This window comes from Rhodobacteraceae bacterium D3-12, from assembly GCA_025916135.1.
Classification (GTDB): Bacteria; Pseudomonadota; Alphaproteobacteria; order Rhodobacterales; family Rhodobacteraceae; genus JAKGBX01.
The window spans coordinates 2,396,012-2,417,711 of sequence record CP104793.1 but is presented as its reverse complement, the minus strand read 5'-3'; the positions used below and the strand labels follow the sequence as shown (position 1 = coordinate 2,417,711).

Below are 21,700 nucleotides of genomic sequence, written 5' to 3'. Positions count from 1 at the left end.
AGCGCGTCAGACCCGTTCTATGATAATCGCAGGTGCCATGCCGCCGGCGGCGCACATGGTGACCAGACCGGTTTTCAGATCGCGACGTTCCAGTTCGTCCAAAAGAGTTCCTATCAACATGGCGCCTGTTGCCCCGATTGGATGGCCAAGCGCGATGGCGCCCCCGTTGACGTTGACCTTGTCGCGGTCGAGGCGGAGGTCGCGGATGAATTTCTCAGCCACAACGGCAAAGGCTTCGTTAATCTCGATCAAGTCGATCTGTTCCAGAGTCATGTTGGCCTTAGCCAGCACTTTTTGTGCGGCAGGCACAGGACCGTTCAGCATCAATTCCGGGCTGTCCCCGACATTTGCCATGGCAACGATGCGCGCGCGTGGTTTCAACCCGTGTTCGATACAGGCGGTTTGCGAGGCAAGCAAAAGGGCTGCCGCGCCGTCGACCACCCCGGACGAGGTTCCGGCGTGATGGATGAAGTCGATATCCAGACCGGGGTATGCCTTGTGGATGAGGTCCAGCTGTGTGGTGCCGTTTTCATCCACGGGGGAGTGAGCGATTGCTTCGAAAACCGGTTTCAAACCGGCCAGCTTTTCAAGGCTGGTATCGGGGCGAGGGTATTCCTCGTGTTCGAGCAAGACTGTGCCATCGGCATCGCGGACAGTGATCGTCGATCCGGCGAAGTGCCCGCCTCTGATCGCGGCTGCGGCGCGGCGTTGGCTTTCAACTGCGAGTTCTTCAGTTGCGCGGCGGGAAATACCTTCGAGCGTTGCGATGGCATCGGCGCAGATACCCTGAGCAACTTGCGGGTGCAGTTGGCGAAGGTTCAAGTTTTCTGAATCAAACAGCTTTGTTCGCGCGGCCTTTGGATTGCCGTAGTTGAACGACATCATTTCCGCGCCGCCCGAAACAACAATTTCTTCCATGCCCGACATGATGGTGGCGGCGCCAAAATTGACGGCCGTCAGCGCCGAGCCGCAAAAGCGGTCGAGCGTGACTCCGGACGCGCGGACATCATATCCAGCGGCAAGTGCAGTCATGCGGCCGAGATCGTTTCCTTGGAGGTTTTGCTGGTTCGAGCATCCCCAGATAATGTCGTCGACTTTTTCTGTCGGCAAGTCATTGCGATCCTTGAGCGCACGAAGAACCGATGCGCCCAGCTCTTGGGGGTGCATTGTGGACAGCGCACCTTTGCCGATGCGGCCTATGCCGCGCGGGGTACGGCAATGATCGACAATAAAGGCTTCGGCCATGATACGGCTCCGTTAAATTGGGGTGGGGGGCTTTTGAGAAAGCGGGCTTGGGAAAAAGCGGGTCGGGCGGCCCGGCCGGAAGCGGGGCCGCCCGTGTATCTCATCATTCTACGGGAACGAAGCTTAGCGTTGCGTAGTTGGCACGCATGATCGTGACTTTGGAGTTCGAGAACCGGTTGTCTGCACCGAAGCCGATCGGAGACATCACGCCGGTATCGACAGGCGGATTGGTTTGCAGCTTGTCAATGGTGCAGGTCCAGGTCAGGTCGTCGGCGCAACCTTTCATTGCCGCGAGCAAAGTGACGGTAGAGGAATAACCGGTCATGGTATACCGGTTGACCCGCTTCACGTCGTCTCCGCTGAGATACTTCGCGGCCAGTTCGAGAAACGCCTTTCCTGCCTCGGATTGCATGGGGACAACGTAATCGACCCCGTAAATGCCATCGCTTGCCGGCCCGATTGCCTTGAGCACCTCGGGGACGCGCCCCGGCCAGAAGGTCGCGATGACCGGGTCAATCCCGACCTTTTCGGCTTCTTTCACCATGGCGATGTTTTCGGAGATGATACCGCCGGCGATCAGAACTTCGACGCCAGCATCCTTGACGCGCAGCATTTCGGAAGCAAAGTCTTTCTGGCCGCGCGCGTATTTTGTTTCATAGACGACGTTGATGTCGACGGCTTTCTTGGCCTGTTCGATACCTTCGCCCAGCGATTTGCCGTAGTCGTCATCTTGAAGAATTATCCCCCATTTTTTGCCGGGGTATTCTTTGGCAAGGTGTTCGGCGAGCTGGCGCATACCTTCTGTGTAGGACTGTCCAACGACGAAGATATTGTCATTGGGCGGCTCGTAGAGCGGGGGCAGGGGGCCGATTGGCACCATGGTGGGAATACCCGAGCGTTTGACCACAGGCATGGCCGCGAGGGCCTGACCTGAGCCGGAGAGAGCGGTTAGGGCGAAGACCTTGTTCACGCCGATCAGCTTGCGAACAGACTGTATCGTGCGCGAGGTAACATAGCCGTCATCCTCGGCGACGAGTTTGACCTGACGGCCACCAATGCCGCCGTTGGCGTTAACTTCGGCCAAGGCAAGGCGGACACCAAGATTATGCGCCACGCCCAGGAGCGCGGGGGGGCCGGTCAATGGTTCGACCTCGCCCAGCAGGATTTCCGTATCGGTTACGCCCTGATCGTGGGCCATAACCGTGGCCGGTGTGGCTAGCAGCGAGACCGCTGCAAGAGTTTTTATAAGTTTCATTTTTTCCTCTCCCTAGTTGATGTGGTTCGTCAGTAGCGCAGGGGCCAAAGTGTCCAGACACGTTTGGCGTCCTGCCACAGACCCATCAGCCCGTGGGGCTGGAGCCTGAGAAACAAGATGATGACAAGTCCGTAGAGCAGCCCTTTGATCTCGTGGGCGCTGGTCGAGAACATGCCTTGGGTGCTGTCGCCCAGCAGCGAAAAGACCATTGATGAGACTTCGGGCAGGGCGACCAGAAAAATCGCTCCTAGAATTGCACCTGCAATGCTTCCGATGCCGCCGACGATCAGGATCGCCAAAGCTTCGATCGCCAGAAGGAACGGGAAGCCGTCGACGGTCACGAAGCTTAGAAAAATGCCGTAGAGCGCGCCCGAGATGCCGACAATGAAGGAGCTCGTGATAAAGGCGAAGAGCTTGTATGTGCGTAAGTCAATGCCCATGACCCGTGCAGCGTTGTCATTGTCACGGATGGCGATCCATGCGCGGCCAATGCGCGAGCGGCGCAGATTTAGACAGGCGAGGATGGTAAAGATGCCGAACGCGGCGCAGAGGTAATAGAACTTCTGATCGGAATCAAAGGAGAACCCCATGATCGTTGGCCGGTTCACAAAGATGCCGGAGGATCCGTTCGTAAGCCCGTCAAATTCCAGCACCAGATGATTGACGATGAAGGCCGATGCCAACGTCGTAACGGCAAGGTATAGCCCGGTCAGGCGCAGCGACGGCACCCCCACCAGAACACTGGCGAATGCCGGCACGATGCCGGCCAAGGCAAAACCCGCAAGTGGCGACCATCCCCAGCTTTCGGTAGTGATTGCGTAGGCATAGGCCCCGAGAACCATGAAGGCGGTTTGTCCGAGGGAAATGAGACCTGTCCAGCCGGTGAGAACATTGAGCCCCATCGCGCCGATGGCTGTGATGATCATCAACGTAATCAGAGACAAGCCGTAGAAGTCGAAATAGAGCGGCGCCAGAAGCAGTATCGCGAGGGCGATGACGATCCAGATCCGTTGCAGCCGAGCATCGGTCAGGTTAATGTGTTCGACGATGGTTTCTTTAAAGTAACCGCTACGCATCTTAGAGCCTCTCAATTCGTTTTTCGCCAAACAGGCCATAAGGGCGGATCATCAGGATCAGGATGATGATGACGAAGCCTGCGACTTCTTTCAGTCCGGAGCTGAAGTAGCCACCGACCAGATTTTCGGTCACGCCGATGATCAACCCGCCAAAGGCGGAGCCAATGATTGAATCCAGCCCGCCGAGGATAGTTGCCGGGAAGGCTTTCAGGCCAAGGGCATAGAGGCTGGGAGACAGTTCGGCGCCGATGGCGAAAAGCACGCCTGCGGTCCCGGACATGACGGCTGCGGCGGCCCATGCTGCCATTTGGACCTTGCCGCTGTTGACGCCCATAAGCTGTGCTGTGGCGTCGTCGGAAGCCACCGCGCGCATAGCCACGCCGAAGCGAGAATAGCGGAAAAAGGTCCACATTGCGGCGATAGCGACAAACAGCGCGATGATCACGGCGATCTGTGCAACCCGGACGCGAACGCCGCCAAAGTCGACCAACGCATCGCCGGAAGGGATGTCCATACCATGCGGTAGCCCGTCCCAGATCAGGATGACAAGCGAGCGGAAAATCACGGAAAGTCCGATAGTTACCATGATTTGCGACAGGATCGGTTCATCCATCATTGGCCGGATCGCGATACGTTCCACCGCGAGGGCGAATACGATTGCAAATGAGATGGACCCGATCGCCACAATGAAGGGATTGCCGTCAACCGAGGTCGAAATAGACCAGGCGACATAGGCAATGATCATGCCCATTTCACCCTGTGAAAAGTTCAACAGCCCGGTGGATTTGTATATGATCGCAAAGCTCATTGCGATCAGGCCATAGACCGCGCCAACGGCCAGCCCCGATGCTAGCAGGTCAAGAAGATAGCTCATTCCGGCGCCTTTCCGTAGATGATTTCCAGTTCACGGGCAAATTTAGTGTCGATAACCGATCGGCGGACCTTTTGGGTTGCCGTCAATTCGCCGTCGTCGTGATCTAGTTCCTTGTCCAGGATGACAAATTTGCGAATATTCTCGACCCGCGCAAAACGTGAGTTGGTTTCGTCGACGATCCCCTGCACGAGGTCGCGGACTTGGGGCAGGGCCGACAGGGATTTGTAGGTTGTATAGGATAGGTCCATATCCGAGGCCCAAAGCCCGACATTGTCGAAATCGATCACAATAAGAGCACCGAGGTATTTGCGCCCGTCTCCTGTTACGATGACTTCCTTGATATAGGGGCTGTCCTTGAGCGAGTTCTCTATCTCGGAGGGCGCGATGTTTTTGCCGCCGGAGGTGATGATGATCGCCTTTTTACGGTCAATGACGGAGATTTCGCCATTGTCGAAGACGTCGACGATATCACCGGACAAGAGCATGCCGTTAAGCATTGTCTTCTCGGTTGCGTCACGGTCGCGGAAGTAACCTTTGAAGACTGCGGGACCACCGATGCTTATCTCGCCGTCTTCGGCAATGTCATAAGTGGTTCCGTCAATCGCCAGACCGCACCCCCCAAACGAAAGAATTCGTCGCTCTGGATGAAGACGCAGCCCGCGACTTCGGTCATGCCATACCCTTGGCTGAGTGGCATTCCGATGACGGAGAAAAAGCGGATCGTTTCGGGCGATACCGCCGCACCGGCGCAGAGCCGATGGTAAGTCCGGTCCAGCCCCATGAAGCGTTGGATGTTGCGGAACAAAAGCCAGTGGAGGAGGAACGCCTGGAGGCGTCCGCCTGCCGATAGTTTGCCATCTGCGGCTTGTCGGCGGTCGTCAAGGGCGCGCCCTTTCTTGAACAGCCAGCCCGCCAGACGCTTTTGGATCGGGCCGGATTCCTTGAGCCGGAATTCAAACCCTTCCTTCATCTTTTCCCAAATCCGGGGGACACCGACCATAAAAGACGGTGCAATCTCGCGCACGTTTTCGTTCACGGTGTCGATGCTCTCTGCGAAGCTGACCGTGCCGCCGACACAAAGCAGCATCGCCATAGAATAGCATCGCTCGGCGGCATGGCAGAGTGGCAGGTAACCAACGGCGTTGATCTGGTGCTTGTCCGCACCAACTGCGCGCGCATAGTTATACGTGGCGTAGATGATGTTGCGGTGGGTGAGCATCGCCCCTTTGGGCGGTCCGGTCGTGCCGGAGGTGTAAACCATCAGCGCGACATCGTCGGGCGACGTTTCGTTGATCATTTCGCTTAACAGGGCTTCGGCGTCGGGCAGACTTGCCGCGTAGGAATCGCCCTTTTCGAGGAAGTCTTCAAAGGATGACAGGTGGGGCTCTACGTAGTCCCGCATTCCTTTCATATCGACGCAGAGCACATGCTCGAGCTCTGGCAATCCGCCCTCGTTTGCTTGGGCGTCGAACACCTTGTCGGTTTGTTCCTGATCTCCGCAAACGGCAAGCCGGGCGGCAGAGTGGCGGACAATGTACTGCAGTTCCGGCCAGGGGTTCGTCGGGTAGATGCCGACCGGAATTGCACCGATCAATTCGGCGCCAAGGTCTGAGTAATACCACTCGGGTGTGTTTTCCGAAGCGATGATGATGCGATCACCCCGTTTGACTCCGATCGACAACAGTGCAAAAGCGAAGCGGCGCGCTTGGCTGTAGTAGTGGGCCCAGTCATAGCGCCGCCAGACACCGAGATCCTTTTCGCGCAAGGCCAGTTGATCGCCGTGGCGTTTCGCGTGTTCACGCAGCAGTCGCGGCAGTGTGCCGGTTCCAGTCTTGAGGTTTTCGACCTTGAAAGGGTCCAGATCTTTGGGCAACCGTTGCGCGGAGGGGTTGAACAGCTCTGCGAGGTCTTGCTTGGGGACAGAAGTCAAATCGTTCATGCTAGGGCTCCGCGAGGCTGGGTGGCCGGGGCGTTGGCGTCTTGATGACCGAGGTAGGCTTCGATCACGCCGGGATGGTTGCGAACCTCGTCGGGCAACCCTTCGGTGATGGTGCTGCCGAAATTCAGCACGTGAACGCGATCTGATATGTCCATGACCAGATGCATGTCGTGTTCGATCAGCAGGATAGCCATGCCCAGTTCGTCGCGCGTGTCCAGAATGAAGCGCGCGATGTCTTCGGTTTCTTCCTGGTTCATGCCTGCGACGATTTCATCGAGCAGCAACACCTTGGGAGAGGTCGCCAGAGCGCGTCCCAATTCGACACGTTTCTGAAGGCCATAGGGAAGGGTGCCAACGGTGGCGTCGCGAATGTGTTCGATTTCAAGGAAATCAACAATTTGCTCAACCTTTTCGCGAAAGCGGATTTCCTCGCGACGTGCGCGACCGAAGTGCAAGGTGGCTTCCAGAACTGAGGTTTTCATCTGCCAATGGCAACCGACCAGCAGGTTTTCGACAACGGTGCCATGTTTGAACAGCGCAAGGTTCTGGAACGTGCGGCCGATCCCCTTCTGAGCATACTTGTGACCGGGAACGCGAGCCAGGTTTTGCCCCTGGACCTCGATCCGGCCGGATGAAACAGGCAGTACGCCCGAGATCAGGTTAAACAGCGTCGTTTTGCCCGCGCCATTGGGACCGATGATCGAAACGATCTCTTTCTCGTTGACGTGGAGAGTGACGTCGTTGACAGCGGTAATTCCGCCGAACCGCCGGGTGACATTCGTCAGTTGAAGCAAGCCCTTGCTCATGACAGCCACCGTTTGCGGCGCTTGTAGTGCTTTATGTCTCGAAAGCTCTTCCGGTCTCCGTCAGTGCCAGAGAAGCCGAGATAGTATTCCTGCACATCAAGGTTGGAGCGCATCTTTTCGGATGGACCGTCAAGCACGATGCGCCCGTTTTCCATGATGTAAACGTAGTCTGCGATTTCCATTGCCTGGGTCGCATTTTGTTCGACCAGCAGAATTGTCATGTTAAGTTCCCGCCGCATTCGGGCAATGGTTTCGTAGATCCCGTCGATAATGAGTGGCGCGAGCCCGAGCGAAGGTTCGTCAAGCACCAGCAGCCGGGGTTCGGCCATTAAGGCGCGCCCGACCGCGACCATTTGCTGCTCTCCGCCGGACAGGTAGCCCGAGATCTGTGAACGTCGGTCGCGTAGTTTGGGGAAAAGGTCAAAGACGGCTTCGCGTAGCGTTTTCATGCGCGACGTACTTTGAAGATGCGCGCCCATTGTCAGGTTTTCGTCAACGGTGAGATTGGCGAACAGCATGCGGCCTTCGGGCACAAGCACGAGGCCGCCGCGCACGATGTCTTCTGTGCGCGCAGATCCGATATCGCGACCATCGTAGTAGACCGAGCCTTTTTCGATTTCACCTTCTTCGCGGTGTAGCGATCCGGTCGCGGCCTTGAGAAGTGAGGATTTGCCCGCGCCGTTTGAGCCGAGCAGGGCAATGACGCTGCCTTCTGGAACGGACAGGGACACGTCGCGCACGGCCTCGATTGCGCTGTCGTAAACGATCTGCACGTTCCGAAGTTCTAGCAGCGGTTTGGATGGCAAGGGGGGATTGTCGGCAACGGCGGCGGGCATCAGATGCGTCGCCCCATTGTTCGATCAGCCCTGGCTTTGGTCGCTTGGTGCATATGTGTTCTCCTCTCGTCCCTCCCGGGCGGGATTGCATGTGATGGCGTGATCTAGGCACGTTCAATTGCAGTCCGTGTGACCGGTTTATTTTTTATAAGCCGACTGAGGCCGTCTTGGCAAGTGACGCCGCACAATGATTTGCGTGAAATGAATCTTTGTTGGATTTTCGTGGCGTTGCAACGCCGCGTGCATCGGGTTTACGTAAGAAAAACTGCAAAAGAAGCAAATTATTTGTGCATGAGTGCCTGCCTGAAGTTGGTTGTGAGGCGAGGCTGCCAAGCGACGGATTTCCTGTGTGGGGCGCAGGGTAGGGGCGCAAGTGGCGATTCGGATTGCATTGAATTGCAACGTGTATTAAAACCGGACAGCCGTCTTAATAAATTAATCCCAGTCAATGAGCTGGCAAACCGCATGGAGAAGCAAATGACCGCGACTGGACCGCTTTCGCACCTGAGAATCGTCGAGATGGCGGGCCTTGGGCCATGTCCGCTTGCAGGGCAATTGATGGCCGACCTTGGGGCGCAGGTGGTTGTGATTGATCGTGCATCGGGGCCGAAGACCAGGCGGCGGTAAACCGACGCAACAAGCGTTCGGTCGCTCTTAACCTCAAAGCGGAAGCGGGGCGTGAAGCGGCGCTTCGTTTGATCGAGAGTGCGGACGTGGTCATAGAAGGGTTCCGGCCCGGAGTGATGGAGAAGCTGGGGTTGGGGCCGAGGTCTGTCATGCGCGCAATCCCGGACTTGTCTTTGGCCGGATGACAGGGTGGGGGCAAACCGGGCCGTTGGCGATGCGGGCGGGACATGACATTAACTATATGTCGCTATCCGGTGCCCTTGCCGCGATGGGGCCGAAGGACGGGGTGCCGATGCCTCCGCTCAATCTGGTAGCGGACTATGGCGGCGGGACGATGTTTCTGATTTTTGGTGTGCTGTCTGCTTTATTGGAACGACAGCACTCCGGCAAAGGGCAGGTTGTGGATGCTGCCATTGTTGACGGGGTTCCCCGCTATGATGGGGGTGTTCTTCCAGCTTTTAGAGCACGGCATCTGGGATACGCAGCGCGAACACAACATGTTGGACGGTGGCGCGCCCTATTACCGTTGCTATGAAACTTCGGACGGCAAGTGGCTGTCGGTGGGGCCGATCGAGCCGCAGTTTTTTGCTGAGCTTTGCGAGAGGGCGGGGTTGGAGCATGTCGGCCCGAAAGAGCAGAACGACAAGGCCATGTGGCCGAGTCTTGCGGCGGGATATGCCACGGTTTTCAAGAGTCGAACGCGCGACGAATGGGTTGAGGTTTTTGCCGACAGCGACGCATGTGTTGCGCCGGTTTTGACGCTGGATGAGGTCGAAGCGCACCCGCACAATCGTGCGCGGGGCATCTTCTTCCGTCAAGACGGTGTTTTGCAGCCGCGACCCGCGCCCCGGTTTGACCGCACGCCGGCGGGGCCGGTGAGCGGCCCTTCGGCTCCGGGGTCGGACAGCCGCGAGGTTTTGATGGCTGCCGGTTATTCGGAAGAAGACATCGCGAAGATGCGGGCAGATGGCACGCTGACCTAAATACATAATAAAGCCAAATACATATAGGAGAGAACGCAATGATCGAGACTTTGAATTTTGACGCAGTGGTGATCGGGGCCGGGGCAGGCGGGTGTCATGCGGCGGCGCGGCTTGCCGCTGCGGGGCAGCGGACGTTGTTGATTGATGATCACGACTATCTTGGAGGTCGGGCCGGCACCGAAATCATTGAAGGTCACAAGGTTAACATTGGTGCGATCGCTCTGGAGCCGGGGGCGGAGTTCGAGGAGACCTACGAGCTTTGCGGTGCAACGCTGGATATTCGCGAGCCGGAGCCTGCAACTGTGTTCTTTATCGACCGCAAGGTCGTTGACGTGCGGAGAGGCGGACTGGGATTTTTGTTGAATGGGTTGACCAAACAGGCATCGCGCGTGTTGGACCAATTTGCAAAGGCGCGTGGTGGGAACCTTCCTGATGGGCGGGAATCAACAGAGGACTGGCTGCGGCGTTACACCAAGAACGAAACGGTTCATGCCGTTTTTCGCAATCTCTGTGCGGCGATTTTTGCGATGAATGCCAATGAAATTCCGGCGCGGGCGTTTTTGACATATTTCACCCAGAAGGGCGCGTTCAAGAAGTTCGGGTTCCACCCCGAGGGCACCGGCGGCGCGTGGCAGGCATTGGCCGATGCGGTCGAGCGGTTGGGCGGTGAGGTCTGGCTATCCAGTCCTGCTGAAAAGATCGAAGTGACGGACGGTCGCGTGCGTGCCGTGTTGATCGAGCGCGAGGACGGAACGAAGGTTCGGGTCGAGGCGCAAACAATCATTTTCAATGGCGGTCCGAGGGCTCTTGTCGGGTTGGTTGGCGAGGGCGAGCTTGGCGCGGAGTATGTTGGCAAGACGCAGGATGTCCTGAAGCCGGCGGCGAACATAGTATATAATTTTGCCGCGCGCGAAGATTTGATGCAGGGCTGTCCGGGCATTATGACATTCGGGAAAACTAGGAATGGACGGTTGTGCAATATCGCCAATCTGACCGCGACCTGCCCCGAGTTGGCTCCGGAAGGGTGGCATCAATATGTGGCCTATGCGGTCCCCCGGCCTGCCGTAGCCGATTTTGATAGCGAGGCCGAGCTTGCGCTTGGCCTTGACGACCTGCGTGAACAGTTTCCAGGTTTCGACGATAAGGTAAAGATGCTTTCAACACGCGTGATGCGTGATGACTGGCCCGCGCAAAGGACGGGCGCCGGATACGACATGGATGTGTCGACACCAGTGGCCGGATTGTGGTGTGTCGGCGATGCGGTCAAGGATTATGGCAATGGCGGCACGCAAGCCTGTGCTGTCTCGGCCAAAGTCGCCGTTGGGCAGGCGTTGGAGCGGTTAGACCATCGTGAGCCGACGGCCTAACCCGCCGTTGTCACATTCGTTTTGCGACTTCTTCCAGCATCACCTCGGTGGCGCCGCCGCCAATGCGCAGTATCCGCGCATCGCGGGCCATGCGTTCGATCGGAGTGCCGCGCATGTAGCCGGTGCCACCGTGAAGCTGGAGGCAGCCGTGAACCACGTCATGAAGGATTTCGGGGCCGACCGATTTGATCATCGCGGTTTCGCGGCTGACCGGGCGGCCGGCGTCCTTAGAGGCGGCGGTCTGATAGGTGAGCGCCCGGATCATGGCAACTTTTGAAGCAAGATCCGCCAAGCGTTGGCGGGTTGCCTGTTGTTCCCACAACGATTTGCCAAAAGCGCGCCGGGTGCGCACGTAGTCTAGCGTCAATTCGATTGCCTTTGCGCCTTCGCCGGCGCAGAACGCTCCGATCATCAAACGCTCTTGCTCGAAACCCTGCATGATCGCGTGAAAACCACGGTTTTCCGCTCCGAGCAGGTTGGCGTTCGGCACGCGCATGTCCTGGAATGCGAGTTCTGCTGTGTCGGAACAAAGCCAGCCGTGCTTGTCGAGCTTTGATGCCACTGTGAAGCCCGGCGTGTCGATCGGAACGATGAAAAGCGAAATCCCGCGCGAGCCGCTGTCTGGGGCATCTGTGCGCGCAGCGAGGATGACTACATCGCCGTAAACGGCGTTTGTGATGAACATTTTTGTGCCGTTGATGATCCAGTCATCACCGTCCCTAACCGCTTTGGTCCGGATGCCCGCCACGTCCGATCCGGCGCCCGCTTCGGTGACGCCAATGGCGCAGACCGCTTTGCCGGCGATAAGATCGGGCAGCCACTTGGCCTTTTGTTCTTCGGTGCCGACGCGGGTAATGTGGCTGGCTGACATGTCGGTGTGAACGGTGACGGCTGCGGTGACGCCGCCGTATGAAGAGCGCGAAAGCTCTTCACCAAAGACGACGGATGCGAGGGCGCCCATTTGCGTGCCGCCGAATTTTTCTTCGTGTTGCATGCCGAGTAGGCCAATGGATCCAAGTTTGCGAAACACCTCGCGGGGGATTTTGCCATCGTTTTCCCAGCGGTCAGCGTTTGGAATAATCTCTTTGTCGACAAAGCGGCGCACCTGTTCACGCAGCATGATGAGATCTTCGGTGACGAACTCTGGGTCGGTCAGCCAGAATTCTGTTTCCGCTGCGTTGGTCCATCCGTCTTTTGCCTTGTTCATATCGGTCTCCTCCCGATTGTAGCTGTTTGCGCCGCAATGATTGCACGGATGAGCAGGGGGTGGTAGAAAAAACAGACGGACGACCGGTTAATTTTGGGAAGTGAACATGTCAGGCATCGAGTACAAAGAGGATGGGGGGCTTGCGTGGATTACGATAAATCGCCCCGAAAAACGCAATGCGCTACGGGCGGAAGATTGGCAGGCGCTTGGTCGGGCCGGGCTTAGGGCGGCGGCGGGCGATGTCCGGGCTGTGGTAGTGCGCGGTAGGGGGGCTGTTTCTCGTCCGGTTTCGATATTGCCGGAATCGTGCCAGATCAGATTGATGCCGTTGCGTTGATTGACGAGAACGTGAATTTCGCTCTGCGAGCCATAAGGAATCTTCCGCAACCTGTTGTCGCCGCCGTAGAGGGCGCGTGTGTCGGCGGGGGACTTGGAATTGCGGCGGCCTGTGACATCATTTTGGCTTGTGAAACCGCAGTTTTTTCTGCGCCTTATGTAAAAATTGGCATTATGGCCGATGCCGGTCTACATGTTTTCCTGCGAGAGACTGTCGGCTATCAGCGCGCGGCTTACCTTGTTTTTTGCGGCAGACAGATTGCTGCAGAGGAGGCATTGGCGATGGGACTATGCGCGGAAGTCTCCTGCGAAGCGGCGTTTGAGGAGAGGCTTGAGAACCTCGCCGGGAGCCTTGGTTCCGGGCCGACGCAGGCGATGATTCGGTCCAAAAAGATGCTGCGCTCGGATATGTCTGTGGATGCAGCACTGGATCAGGAGGCGCGGCTTCAGGGGGAGGTATTCCGTACATCGGACGCGCGTGAAGGCGTTGCTGCCTTTCTTGAACAGCGAAAACCGCAGTTTTCGGGCCGTTGAGTTTTGGATTTCTTGGTCGTTCCGTTTGACTTGTGTTTTGAGAGTAATTAAAAAGATGGTTGTCCGGTTTTAGAATTGTGGTGTGCTACCATGGCTGACCGGTTCACGGAACCCAGACAGGAAGAGGATGCCATGGACGGCGATTTCAAATCGAATTGGGACAAACTGATCCAGCCGGGTCGGGTGCATGGATCGCTTTATTACGATGAGGCGATCTTTAAAGAAGAAGTCGAAAAAATCTGGTTCAAAACTTGGGTCTATATCGGGCATGAGAGCGAGATTCCCGAAGACAATGATTTCGTATCCAAGTCTATCGGCCCGATGCCCGTCTTGATGGTGCGTGACCGGATGGGCGAAATCCAGTTGCTGTTGAACCGTTGCCCGCATCGTGGAAATGCAGTTTGCGTGCAGGAGAAGGGCAACCGTGCGCGTTTTACCTGCCCGTATCATTCATGGACGTTCTCAAATAGCGGCGACCTTATCAACTATGCCTTTCCCGAGGGGTACGAGGGGACGGACAAGTCGAAGCTGGGGTTGGGTAAGGTGACACGGATCGCCAACTATCGTGGCTTTATCTTTGGCTCGATGGCCGCAGAGGGGCTGACTATTGAAGAGCACCTTGGCGGTGCCAAGCGCTGCATTGACCAGCTTTGCGACAATTCTCCGACTGGAGAAATCGAGATCACGGCAGGTTTTCTTCAGCATCGCACCAAGGCCAATTGGAAATTTATCCTTGAAAATGAATGTGACGGGTATCATCCGGCCTTTGTGCATTCGTCTATTTTCTCGGTCTCTGACAGTGCGATTGGCGATCTTTATGGCAATGATGCCGTGGCGGTGACGCGCAGCTTTGGCAATGGTCATGTCGAAGTGGATCCGCGCCCGGAGTTTCGCCGCCGCGACAAACCGCTGAGCTGGTTCGGGACGAAACCGGAACGATTGCCGGAATACGTTGGCCAGATGAACGAGGCCTATGGCGAGGATCATGCGCGCCAGATCATGATTGATGGGACGCCCCATACGATGATCTTTCCGAATCTGTTCATCGCTGAAATCCAGATATTTGTGATCCAGCCGGTTGCCGCTAATGAATCAATCCAGCACTCGACGGCGATCCAGTTCAAGGGCGCGCCCGACATCAACAGACGTTTAAGACAACAAACCATGGGCTCTGTCGGGCCAGCGGGTTTTCTGTTGGCTGACGATACGGAAATGTATGAGCGCAACCAGCGTGGTTTGGAAATCCGCCAGCCGGAATACCTGTTTCTCAAGCGGGGGGAACACCGGGAGCGCAGGGACGAAGACGGCTTTTTGATTGGTCATTCCACCGACGATCTTCCGTCGCGTGAAATCTGGAAGCATTACCGTGAGATTATGGAAGACAAATGAATATGGACGCCGAAGAAATCGCAGGACCAGACATCCTTAAGGAATGGGTCGGCAAGAGCCGAGTCTATGACCGCGCTATTGACGCCGGACTCCAGCAGGAGGTGCAACAGTTCGTGTTTCGCGAAGCACGCTTGCAGGACATCCACGACTATGACGGATGGGAGGGTACTTTGGACCGATGATGCTCTTTATTGGGTGCCGGCCAACGGGACGGACACCGATCCCGAGCGGCAGATGTCTCTTATCTATGACAACCGTTCACGGATCGCGTTGCGCATACGCCAGCTCAAGACCGGGCGTAGGCATTCACAGACACCGCCGTCGCAACTGGCGCGAGTGATCTCGAATTTCGAGTTCCTGAAGTCCGACAATGATGACCTGAAGGTCATGTGTAATTCGCAGATTTTCGAGACCAATTTGCGGGGCGACACGATGTGGGCGTCGCGCAATGAATACCTGTTGCGCAGGGTCGATGGCGAATTGAAGATGGCCTATAAGAAGGTCGTTCTGATCAACAACAACAAGGCGATTTATACACTATCGTTCCTCGTCTGAGGAAGGGAAGAGAGGCCGATATGTATCAAGGCGACGAAACGATTGTAGGTGATGGGCCGGTGCTGCTTACTTTTGGCGAGGGCATTGCAAACATCCAGTTGAACAACCCTTCTACGGGCAATGGTTTTGATGTGCCGTTGATGAGGGTTCTTCATGACGTCATCATGCAAGTACACGGCGACAGCCGCGTGCGGGTTGTGATCTTGTCGGGGAATGGGAAGATATTTACCGGTGGGGGAAACGTAAAGGATTTCATGTCCAAGGGGGATGCGCTCCCTCACTATTTGCGGATGGCGACGGCTTATCTTCAAACTTGTGTTTCGGCCTTGGTAAACCTTGAGGTTCCGGTTGTTACGCGAGTTCACGGTTTTGCAGCAGGCGGGGCGGGGATGGGCCTTGTCTGTGCGTCTGATATTGTCGTCTGCGGTGACTCCACCCGCTTTCTGGCTGGGGCGACGCGCGTGGGCATGGCCCCTGATGGTGGGGCGACGGCGACTTTGTCAAAGATCATCGGGTTTCGTCGGGCGATGGATCTGGTGCTGACCAATCGGATTGTCGAAGCGCCGGAGGCCGAGCGTATTGGGCTTGTAACCCGTGCGGTGCCGGATGATGCACTGGATGCAGAGGTGCTGGAATATGCGCGCATGCTTGGGCAAGGTGCGCCCAAGGCACAATCAGCTGCAAAACGGTTGATGTGGAACGGGCTTAGCCGTGGTTTTGAGGCGGCCTTGCCTGATGAAGCGCGCGAAACCTCGGCTCTTTCCGGGACGCGGGACGCCATGGAGGGCATGACAGCGGTTGTTGAAAAACGCAAACCGGTATTTTCGGGCGAATGAGTGGTTTGCACAAACGGTTGCAAGGACTTACGGCACTTGTGACAGGAGGCGCCAAGGGGATTGGTGCCGGCATCGTTCGCCGGTTGTCAGCCGAAGGTGCACATGTCGTTATTTTGGACGTTGATCGCGCCGCCAGCGAGGCGCTTGCCAAAGAATGCGTTCCAAAGGCGCGGATTGCGATTGTCGATTTGACCCGGTTTGACAGTGTGAGCGCGGAGATCGCGGCACATGGCCCGTTTGACATTGCCATCAATAATGCCGGTGTGGATCAGCACGCCTATTTCACCAAAACCTCCCCGGAGGATTGGAGCCGCCTTTTGGCGATCAACCTTGAGGCCGTGTTTGCTGTGACGCACGCGGTGCTGCCGTCGATGCAGGCTGCCGGGTTCGGCCGAATCATCAACATCGGATCGGAGGCGGGGCGGCTTGGCTCGAAAGGGGGATCTATTTACTCGGCGGCTAAGGGGGGCGTTGTTGCCTTTACCAAATCCATCGCGATTGAGAATGCGCGGTTCGGGATCACGGCAAACAGCGTTTTGCCGGGGCCTATTGATACGCCGCTGTTGCGTGACGCGGTTGATCAGGGGGGCGCGGCCTTGTTGCAGGCGATGGAGCAAGCGACGTTGCTTGGCCGGCTCGGGACGCCGGAAGAGGTTGCCGCAGCCGTTGCATTTCTGGCGTCGCGTGAGGCGGGGTTCATTACCGGCGAAACGCTTGGCGTTTCTGGCGGGATGGGTGTTGCCGCCAGTTAACTGGCGGCGCATTGGTGCGTCAGCCGATCTTGTTTCTTAGATAGTCACCGATTGCTGCCAGCGATTGACGCGCTTCGTCGAGTTCCGGAAACACTTGGAAGTGGTGGATCATGTTGTCCCAGACGACAGTTTCGACTTCTGTTCCGACCGCTTGCGCACGTTCGGACAGTAGCCGGGCGTCGCCAAGCACCGTTTCGTCGCCGCCGACATGCACGAGGATTGGGGGCAGCCCCGACAGGTCGCCTTCGATTGGAGATGCGAAGGGGTCAGAGGCATCGCCGTCTTTGCCTAAGTAGGTTTTGACCATCGCCATGACTTTGTCGCGCTGCGTGAGCGGATCGCGTTCCGCGCGGGTTTGGTAGGTGTCGGAGCGGGCCAGCATATCAACCCATGGGGACAGAAACACAGCCGTTGCAGGAAGCGGCAGGTCGTGTTGCTTGCTTTTCAGCATCGTCGCGAGCGCAAGGCCGGCACCGGCGCTGTCACCTGCGATCGCGATACGATCGGCTGTAACGCCCTGATCGAGCAGCCAGCGATAAGCGTGTATGCTGTCTTCGAGAGCTGCGGGATATCTGTGTTCCGGGGCCAATCGGTAGTCAAAGCCCAATACGCGACAGCCCGAGGCAGAGGCGAGATCGGCCATCAAGGGGCCATGTGAAGCAATTGACCCCATCTGATAGCCACCGCCATGACAGTAAAAGAGGACGCCGTCGCCTTGGCCAAACCAAGCGGCGGGGACACCATTGGCATCCGCAGGGGTCAAGTCGGTTGTGCGGCCGGCCGAGACGAGTTCCGCAAAGCCATTGCGCATATCGTCCAATGTGGTGGACTGGTTCCAGCCATCAAAGATCGTCGCGATCCGGGTGCGCACTGCGTCCATCTGCTGAAGGTTCATTGACGTATTCCGATCAACTTGGTTCGGAGAGGAAGCCGCGCAGAAACACCTCTACAACATGGTCGGCGTATTCTTCAGGGGATACCGGTCCTTTTGGGTCGAACCAGGCATAGGTGTAGTTCAGGGAACCCAGCAGGGACATCGCGTAGCTGGTGGCAAAGCGAGGCGTCATGCGGTGCTGATTGTCGAGCCGAGCAAGAACGTCGCGGATGATCGAGATGATGCGCCGCTGCATGGACCCGATCTCGTGGCGTTTCTTTTCGTCCAACTGGTTCCAGTCGTTTAGCAGAACGATCTGTTCGGCCTGACTTTCCGAATTTATCCGCATAATCGTGCGGGCAATAGAGCTCAGGTGCTCCTCTGGCGTGAGGCGTTCTTCACCAACCTGAACGAGGACGCTAAGCATGGTTGCAACATGCTCTTCCAGTATCTGGGTGAGGATTTCTTCCTTGGAGGAAAAGTAGTGATAGAGCGCTCCGCGTGAGGAATTGCAACCTTTGGCAAGATCGACGATCGTCGTCGTGGAAAATCCCTTTTTGGCAAACAGTTCGGCAGCCGATTTAAGAATGCCTTGTCTGATTTCGGGATAGAGCTTGGATTGGGTGCGTGCCATGAATTCTCCAACCGGTTGGGCGGACTGTAATAGCAGATAACAGCGCTCGCGCATGACCTCAAGCACAGTGACACTTATTTTGTCGCTTCTGAACAGCAATAGCAACATTGTGACGCGTCGATTGGGCTAAGGCGCCAGGCCGCAGATGAAGTTGCGCCACGATTGCGCGGGTGGGTTGGCAGATGGCGGGCTTTGTTTCGTCTGAAACATTGCATTTACCGGACGGACGTCTTAATAATTGCGAGCAATAGAAAGGCGGCAATACCCATGGCAAATACATGTAAGATGTTGGACATCGACACGCTTAGAACATGGGAAGGGCGGACCGAGACGATCAAGGACCATCTGGATCTGTCCGTGCTTGCAAAGATCGGATCGTTCTTTGGTAAATCCAATGATGCCACCAGGGGTGCGCCGATTGATGAGACGTGGCACTGGTGCTTCTTTCACCCTTCTGTTTCTGCCGCAGAGCTTAGCACCGATGGTCATACGCGGACCGGGGGTTTTCTGCCGCCGTTTGACCTTCCTCGGCGGATGTGGGGAGGTAGCCGATTAAGCTTTCATGCTCCACTGAAAGCAGGTGAGGCGGCGGTCAAAACTTCGCGGGTGATGTCCGTGAAGTTAAAGACAGGCAAGAGCGGGATGCTAGGGCTTGTGACGGTGGAGCACTTGATTCAACAGGGTGACACGCTGTGCCGTAGGGAAGAGCAGGACATTATTTATCGTGAGAGCGCGCGCGGGACGAAGGGGCCTGTGACGGCCCTCGAATGTCCTGAAGGGGCGGAGTATTCGACGAGTTTTACCGCCGATCCGGTGACACTCTTCCGGTATTCGGCACTGACGTATAACGCCCACCGTATCCATTATGACCGTGAATATGCGACCGGTGAAGAAGGGTATAGGGCGCTGGTTGTCCATGGGCCGCTGACGGCGTCATTGCTCGCCCAGTTTTCGCGATCGACCCGCAGTGATGCGCCGATGAGGGCTTTTTCCTTTCGCGGAACGAGTCCGCTTTTTGATAGTGAGCCATTCACATTGCATTCCAGATCAGGCCCCGTGGCTGACAAGCTTTGGGTGGCGCAGCAGAAAGGCGGCATGGCAATGACGGCTGAAGCAGCGTTCTAAGGCTGTGGTCCCGAGACGCGGACCTTAGAGGCGTCTCCGTGTTTGCGAAAAAGTCAGGACGCGCGCTCTAGCTCTTCTCGAAGGTCAGGGTGGGTGATGTTCAGCATCGCTTGCCGACGTTGCTCTAGCGATTTGTGGCGGAGATCTGCGACGCCATACTCGGTAACGATGATCCCGGCGTCCGCTCGCGAAATGCTCGTCGGGCCGGAGAGAGTTGTGACAATGCTGGAGTGTAGGGAGCCGTCGCGCAGCTTGCGCGCGGCGGGCAAAGCGCAGATCGGCAGGCCGCCTTTTGACAGGGCTGCACCTCGGGCGAAATCGGGGCCGCCGCCGATTGCTCCGACATACGCCGGGCCTGCTTTTTCGGCGTTGATTTGCCCGGTCAAATCGACTTCGATTGCGGAGTTTACCGAGGTAAAGGTGTTCAGCGCGGCAAGCCGGTTCAAATTGTGGGTATAGCCGGCAGGGGCAAGCCGGATAAGATTGGTCATTTGGCACAGCCGCAAGGTTTCGTCACCGCCAGAGATAAGACCGGCGACGCTGTAGCCTTGGTCGATGCCCTTGCGGCTGTTGTCAATCACACCGCTTTCGATCAGGGGGGTGAACCCGTCGACGAACAAGCCGGTGTGGACGCCAAGGTTACGATGGCCATCAAGGGCGTCGAGAATGGCGGCGGGTATCGCGCCTAGGCCGACTTGCAAGGTTGCGCCGTCCGGAACAAGCCCGGCGATCGCCGCGGCAATATCACGGTGCACATCCGTGACCGTTACCAGCGGCGGGGTCGGTAGCTCGCGTGAGGTGGGCACGATGATGTCGATGTCGGATTCGCCGATTTCAGCCAGAGCGGATGTTGCCGGAACGCGGTCGTTCACCTCCGCCACCACCAACCGCGCGTTTCGGATCAACGGCCAGAGATATTCGCAAGATAGTCCGAAGCTGTAATGCCCTGCTTTGCGCCCCGGTGCTAGTTGCAGAAACAGGATGTCGACCATGGGAGGAAGGGTGGCTTCGAACCTTGAGTAATGCACCGGCATAATATCGAGCTTGCCAGCCTTATGCAGCAATCGGTTGCGACCGGTGCCGCAATAGGAGGTAAAGTCGATGCGATCGGTATGCGCGGGATCAACTGTGTCGTGCCAGCTTACGCCGATAAAAGCCTTGACCCCGCCAAGAGCGTGACGCTGTGCCATCAGGGTTTCGGTCAGGGTCAACGGTTCGCTCGCCGCTTGACCCCAGGCAATGGTTTCGCCAGGCCGGATGAGCGCGGCAAGGTCAAGTTTTTCCGGTGCGATGGTTTGTGGCATCAGGCGTTTTCAAAGATTGCGGCCATCCCCTGACCGCCGCCAATGCACATGGTTTCAAGGGCAAACCGCGCTTTGCGGCGCGGCATTTCATGGAGCATTGATGTCATGATCCGGCTACCGGTGGCGCCGATCGGATGGCCGAGTGAAATGCCCGAGCCGTTGACGTTCAAACGTGTGTCGTCGGCATCAACGCCCCATTCCCGCAAGACGGACAGCACCTGACAGGCGAAGGCTTCGTTAACTTCAATCAGGTCCATTTGGTCGAGTGTCATTCCGGATTTGGCCATCACGCGGGTGGTCGCGGGAACAGGACCGATCCCCATGTGCGACGGCTCGCATCCGGCTGCGGCCCAGCCCGCCAGAAACGCAGATGGCGTGAGGGAGAGTTCGTGGAGCTTGTCTTCGGCCACTACGAGACAGGCGGCAGCGGCGTCGTTTTGCTGACTGGAATTGCCCGCAGTCACAATGCCGTCCTGCATAATCGGGCGCAGTTTCCCCAGGCTTTCGACGGAGGTTTCGGGGCGGATTCCCTCATCCTCGCTCACTCGACGGGCTTCGCCCTTGCGTTGGGGAACCGACACGGGAACGACCTCTTCGGCGAAGCGCCCGTCGGCCCAGGCGGTGGCGGCTTTGTGGTGGCTTGACACAGAAAAACTGTCCGCCTCTTCGCGGCTGATGCCGTAGTCACGCGCCAGATTTTCGGCGGTTTCGACCATGCCGGAAATCTTGCCAAACCGCTCGACCGGTTGAGAGCGTTCGCGCCCGCGTTCGAGACGGTCGTGGAATTTGGTCGACCCGGCCCGTTTGCCCCAGCGCATATCGTTGGTATAGAATTCTACGCGGCTCATGCTTTCGACGCCGCCGGCCAGCACGACATCGCAAACTCCGGTTTCGACCATCATGGCCGCCGTGGCGATGGATTGCAGGCCGCCGCCACAGCGCCTGTCCAGTTGCATGCCCGGAACCTCAAGCGGCAGACCTGCAGACAGCGCCAACCAGCGGCCGATGCAGGGGGTCTCTCCGTTGGCATAAGATTGCGCGAAGACGAGATCCTCGATCAGCATCGGGTCGATGCCGGTGCGTTCCACAACGGCCTTTACAACCGTAGCGCCGAGGTGCCTCGACCGGGAGATCGCGGAAAGCTCC

Annotated in this window: 21 protein-coding genes and 3 pseudogenes; 11 read left to right on the top strand and 13 right to left on the bottom strand. The window is 57.4% G+C overall.

What is annotated here, in order from left to right:
* Window positions 1-6: 6 nt before the first annotated feature.
* The 8 genes from N4R57_11795 to N4R57_11760 form a co-directional block, all read right to left on the bottom strand.
* Window positions 7-1,245, bottom strand: a complete 1,239-nt coding sequence (locus N4R57_11795) for an acetyl-CoA C-acetyltransferase (protein ID UYV35748.1) — start codon at window positions 1,243-1,245, stop codon at window positions 7-9.
* 103 nt (window positions 1,246-1,348) lie between these two features.
* Window positions 1,349-2,500: an ABC transporter substrate-binding protein gene (locus N4R57_11790; protein UYV35747.1), complete on the bottom strand. Its 1,152-nt coding sequence runs from the start codon at window positions 2,498-2,500 to the stop codon at window positions 1,349-1,351.
* A 29-nt stretch (window positions 2,501-2,529) separates the two neighbouring features.
* Window positions 2,530-3,576 (bottom strand): branched-chain amino acid ABC transporter permease, encoded by a 1,047-nt coding sequence (locus tag N4R57_11785; GenBank protein ID UYV35746.1) that lies wholly within the window; start codon window positions 3,574-3,576, stop codon window positions 2,530-2,532.
* A gap of 1 nt (window position 3,577) precedes the next feature.
* A complete protein-coding gene (locus tag N4R57_11780; GenBank protein UYV35745.1) occupies window positions 3,578-4,450 on the bottom strand; it encodes a branched-chain amino acid ABC transporter permease in 873 nt (290 codons plus the stop codon).
* The gene (locus tag N4R57_11775) at window positions 4,447-5,007 is read right to left on the bottom strand and encodes an AMP-binding protein (GenBank protein ID UYV39563.1); all 561 of its coding nucleotides are present in this window, start codon (window positions 5,005-5,007) and stop codon (window positions 4,447-4,449) included. The genes N4R57_11780 and N4R57_11775 overlap by 4 nt, the downstream gene beginning before the upstream one ends.
* Window positions 5,008-5,009: 2 nt before the next feature.
* Window positions 5,010-6,389: an AMP-binding protein gene (locus N4R57_11770; protein UYV35744.1), complete on the bottom strand. Its 1,380-nt coding sequence runs from the start codon at window positions 6,387-6,389 to the stop codon at window positions 5,010-5,012.
* Window positions 6,386-7,195 carry an ABC transporter ATP-binding protein gene (locus tag N4R57_11765; GenBank protein UYV35743.1) on the bottom strand — a complete coding sequence of 270 codons (810 nt, stop codon included), beginning with the start codon at window positions 7,193-7,195 and terminating at the stop codon, window positions 6,386-6,388. The genes N4R57_11770 and N4R57_11765 overlap by 4 nt, the downstream gene beginning before the upstream one ends.
* Entirely contained in the window at window positions 7,192-8,031 is an 840-nt protein-coding gene (locus tag N4R57_11760) for an ABC transporter ATP-binding protein (protein ID UYV35742.1), read from the bottom strand. The genes N4R57_11765 and N4R57_11760 overlap by 4 nt, the downstream gene beginning before the upstream one ends.
* Before the next feature lie 519 nt (window positions 8,032-8,550).
* Here N4R57_11760 and N4R57_11755 point away from each other — a divergent pair.
* From N4R57_11755 to N4R57_11740, 4 genes and pseudogenes are all read left to right on the top strand, one after another.
* Window positions 8,551-8,843: pseudogene (locus N4R57_11755) on the top strand (CoA transferase).
* Window positions 8,840-9,025: pseudogene (locus N4R57_11750) on the top strand (CoA transferase). Before N4R57_11755 ends, N4R57_11750 begins: the two co-directional pseudogenes overlap by 4 nt.
* A 37-nt stretch (window positions 9,026-9,062) precedes the next feature.
* A complete protein-coding gene (locus tag N4R57_11745) occupies window positions 9,063-9,641 on the top strand; it encodes a CoA transferase (protein ID UYV35741.1) in 579 nt (192 codons plus the stop codon).
* Between the two features lie 38 nt (window positions 9,642-9,679).
* Entirely contained in the window at window positions 9,680-11,008 is a 1,329-nt protein-coding gene (locus N4R57_11740; protein ID UYV35740.1) for an FAD-dependent oxidoreductase, read from the top strand.
* 10 nt (window positions 11,009-11,018) lie between these two features.
* Here the strand turns inward: N4R57_11740 and N4R57_11735 are convergent, their stop codons facing one another.
* Window positions 11,019-12,215 carry an acyl-CoA dehydrogenase family protein gene (locus N4R57_11735; protein UYV35739.1) on the bottom strand — a complete coding sequence of 399 codons (1,197 nt, stop codon included), beginning with the start codon at window positions 12,213-12,215 and terminating at the stop codon, window positions 11,019-11,021.
* 285 nt (window positions 12,216-12,500) lie between these two features.
* On the opposite strand from N4R57_11735, the pseudogene N4R57_11730 reads away from it, so the two are divergent.
* From N4R57_11730 to N4R57_11705, 6 genes and pseudogenes are all read left to right on the top strand, one after another.
* Window positions 12,501-13,085: pseudogene (locus N4R57_11730) on the top strand (enoyl-CoA hydratase-related protein).
* Between the two features lie 90 nt (window positions 13,086-13,175).
* Window positions 13,176-14,474, top strand: coding sequence for an aromatic ring-hydroxylating dioxygenase subunit alpha (locus N4R57_11725; GenBank protein ID UYV35738.1), 1,299 nt, complete (start codon window positions 13,176-13,178; stop codon window positions 14,472-14,474).
* Complete coding sequence (locus tag N4R57_11720; GenBank protein UYV35737.1) at window positions 14,471-14,656, top strand: hypothetical protein; 186 nt, start codon at window positions 14,471-14,473, stop codon at window positions 14,654-14,656. Before N4R57_11725 ends, N4R57_11720 begins: the two co-directional genes overlap by 4 nt.
* Window positions 14,625-15,029 carry a hypothetical protein gene (locus N4R57_11715; protein ID UYV35736.1) on the top strand — a complete coding sequence of 135 codons (405 nt, stop codon included), beginning with the start codon at window positions 14,625-14,627 and terminating at the stop codon, window positions 15,027-15,029. The genes N4R57_11720 and N4R57_11715 overlap by 32 nt, the downstream gene beginning before the upstream one ends.
* Before the next feature lie 20 nt (window positions 15,030-15,049).
* Window positions 15,050-15,865, top strand: a complete 816-nt coding sequence (locus N4R57_11710) for an enoyl-CoA hydratase-related protein (GenBank protein UYV35735.1) — start codon at window positions 15,050-15,052, stop codon at window positions 15,863-15,865.
* 38 nt (window positions 15,866-15,903) lie between these two features.
* Window positions 15,904-16,617, top strand: coding sequence for an SDR family oxidoreductase (locus tag N4R57_11705; protein UYV35734.1), 714 nt, complete (start codon window positions 15,904-15,906; stop codon window positions 16,615-16,617).
* Window positions 16,618-16,636: 19 nt separating this feature from the next.
* Here the strand turns inward: N4R57_11705 and N4R57_11700 are convergent, their stop codons facing one another.
* Window positions 16,637-17,512, bottom strand: coding sequence for an alpha/beta hydrolase (locus N4R57_11700; protein UYV35733.1), 876 nt, complete (start codon window positions 17,510-17,512; stop codon window positions 16,637-16,639).
* A gap of 13 nt (window positions 17,513-17,525) precedes the next feature.
* Window positions 17,526-18,125, bottom strand: a complete 600-nt coding sequence (locus N4R57_11695; protein ID UYV35732.1) for a TetR/AcrR family transcriptional regulator — start codon at window positions 18,123-18,125, stop codon at window positions 17,526-17,528.
* A gap of 285 nt (window positions 18,126-18,410) precedes the next feature.
* On the opposite strand from N4R57_11695, the gene N4R57_11690 reads away from it, so the two are divergent.
* A complete protein-coding gene (locus N4R57_11690; GenBank protein UYV35731.1) occupies window positions 18,411-19,250 on the top strand; it encodes a MaoC family dehydratase N-terminal domain-containing protein in 840 nt (279 codons plus the stop codon).
* A gap of 53 nt (window positions 19,251-19,303) precedes the next feature.
* Here N4R57_11690 and N4R57_11685 read toward each other — a convergent pair whose 3' ends face one another.
* Complete coding sequence (locus N4R57_11685) at window positions 19,304-20,554, bottom strand: hypothetical protein (protein UYV35730.1); 1,251 nt, start codon at window positions 20,552-20,554, stop codon at window positions 19,304-19,306.
* Window positions 20,554-21,687, bottom strand: coding sequence for an acetyl-CoA C-acetyltransferase (locus N4R57_11680; GenBank protein ID UYV39562.1), 1,134 nt, complete (start codon window positions 21,685-21,687; stop codon window positions 20,554-20,556). The genes N4R57_11685 and N4R57_11680 overlap by 1 nt, the downstream gene beginning before the upstream one ends.
* Window positions 21,688-21,700: the final 13 nt, after the last annotated feature.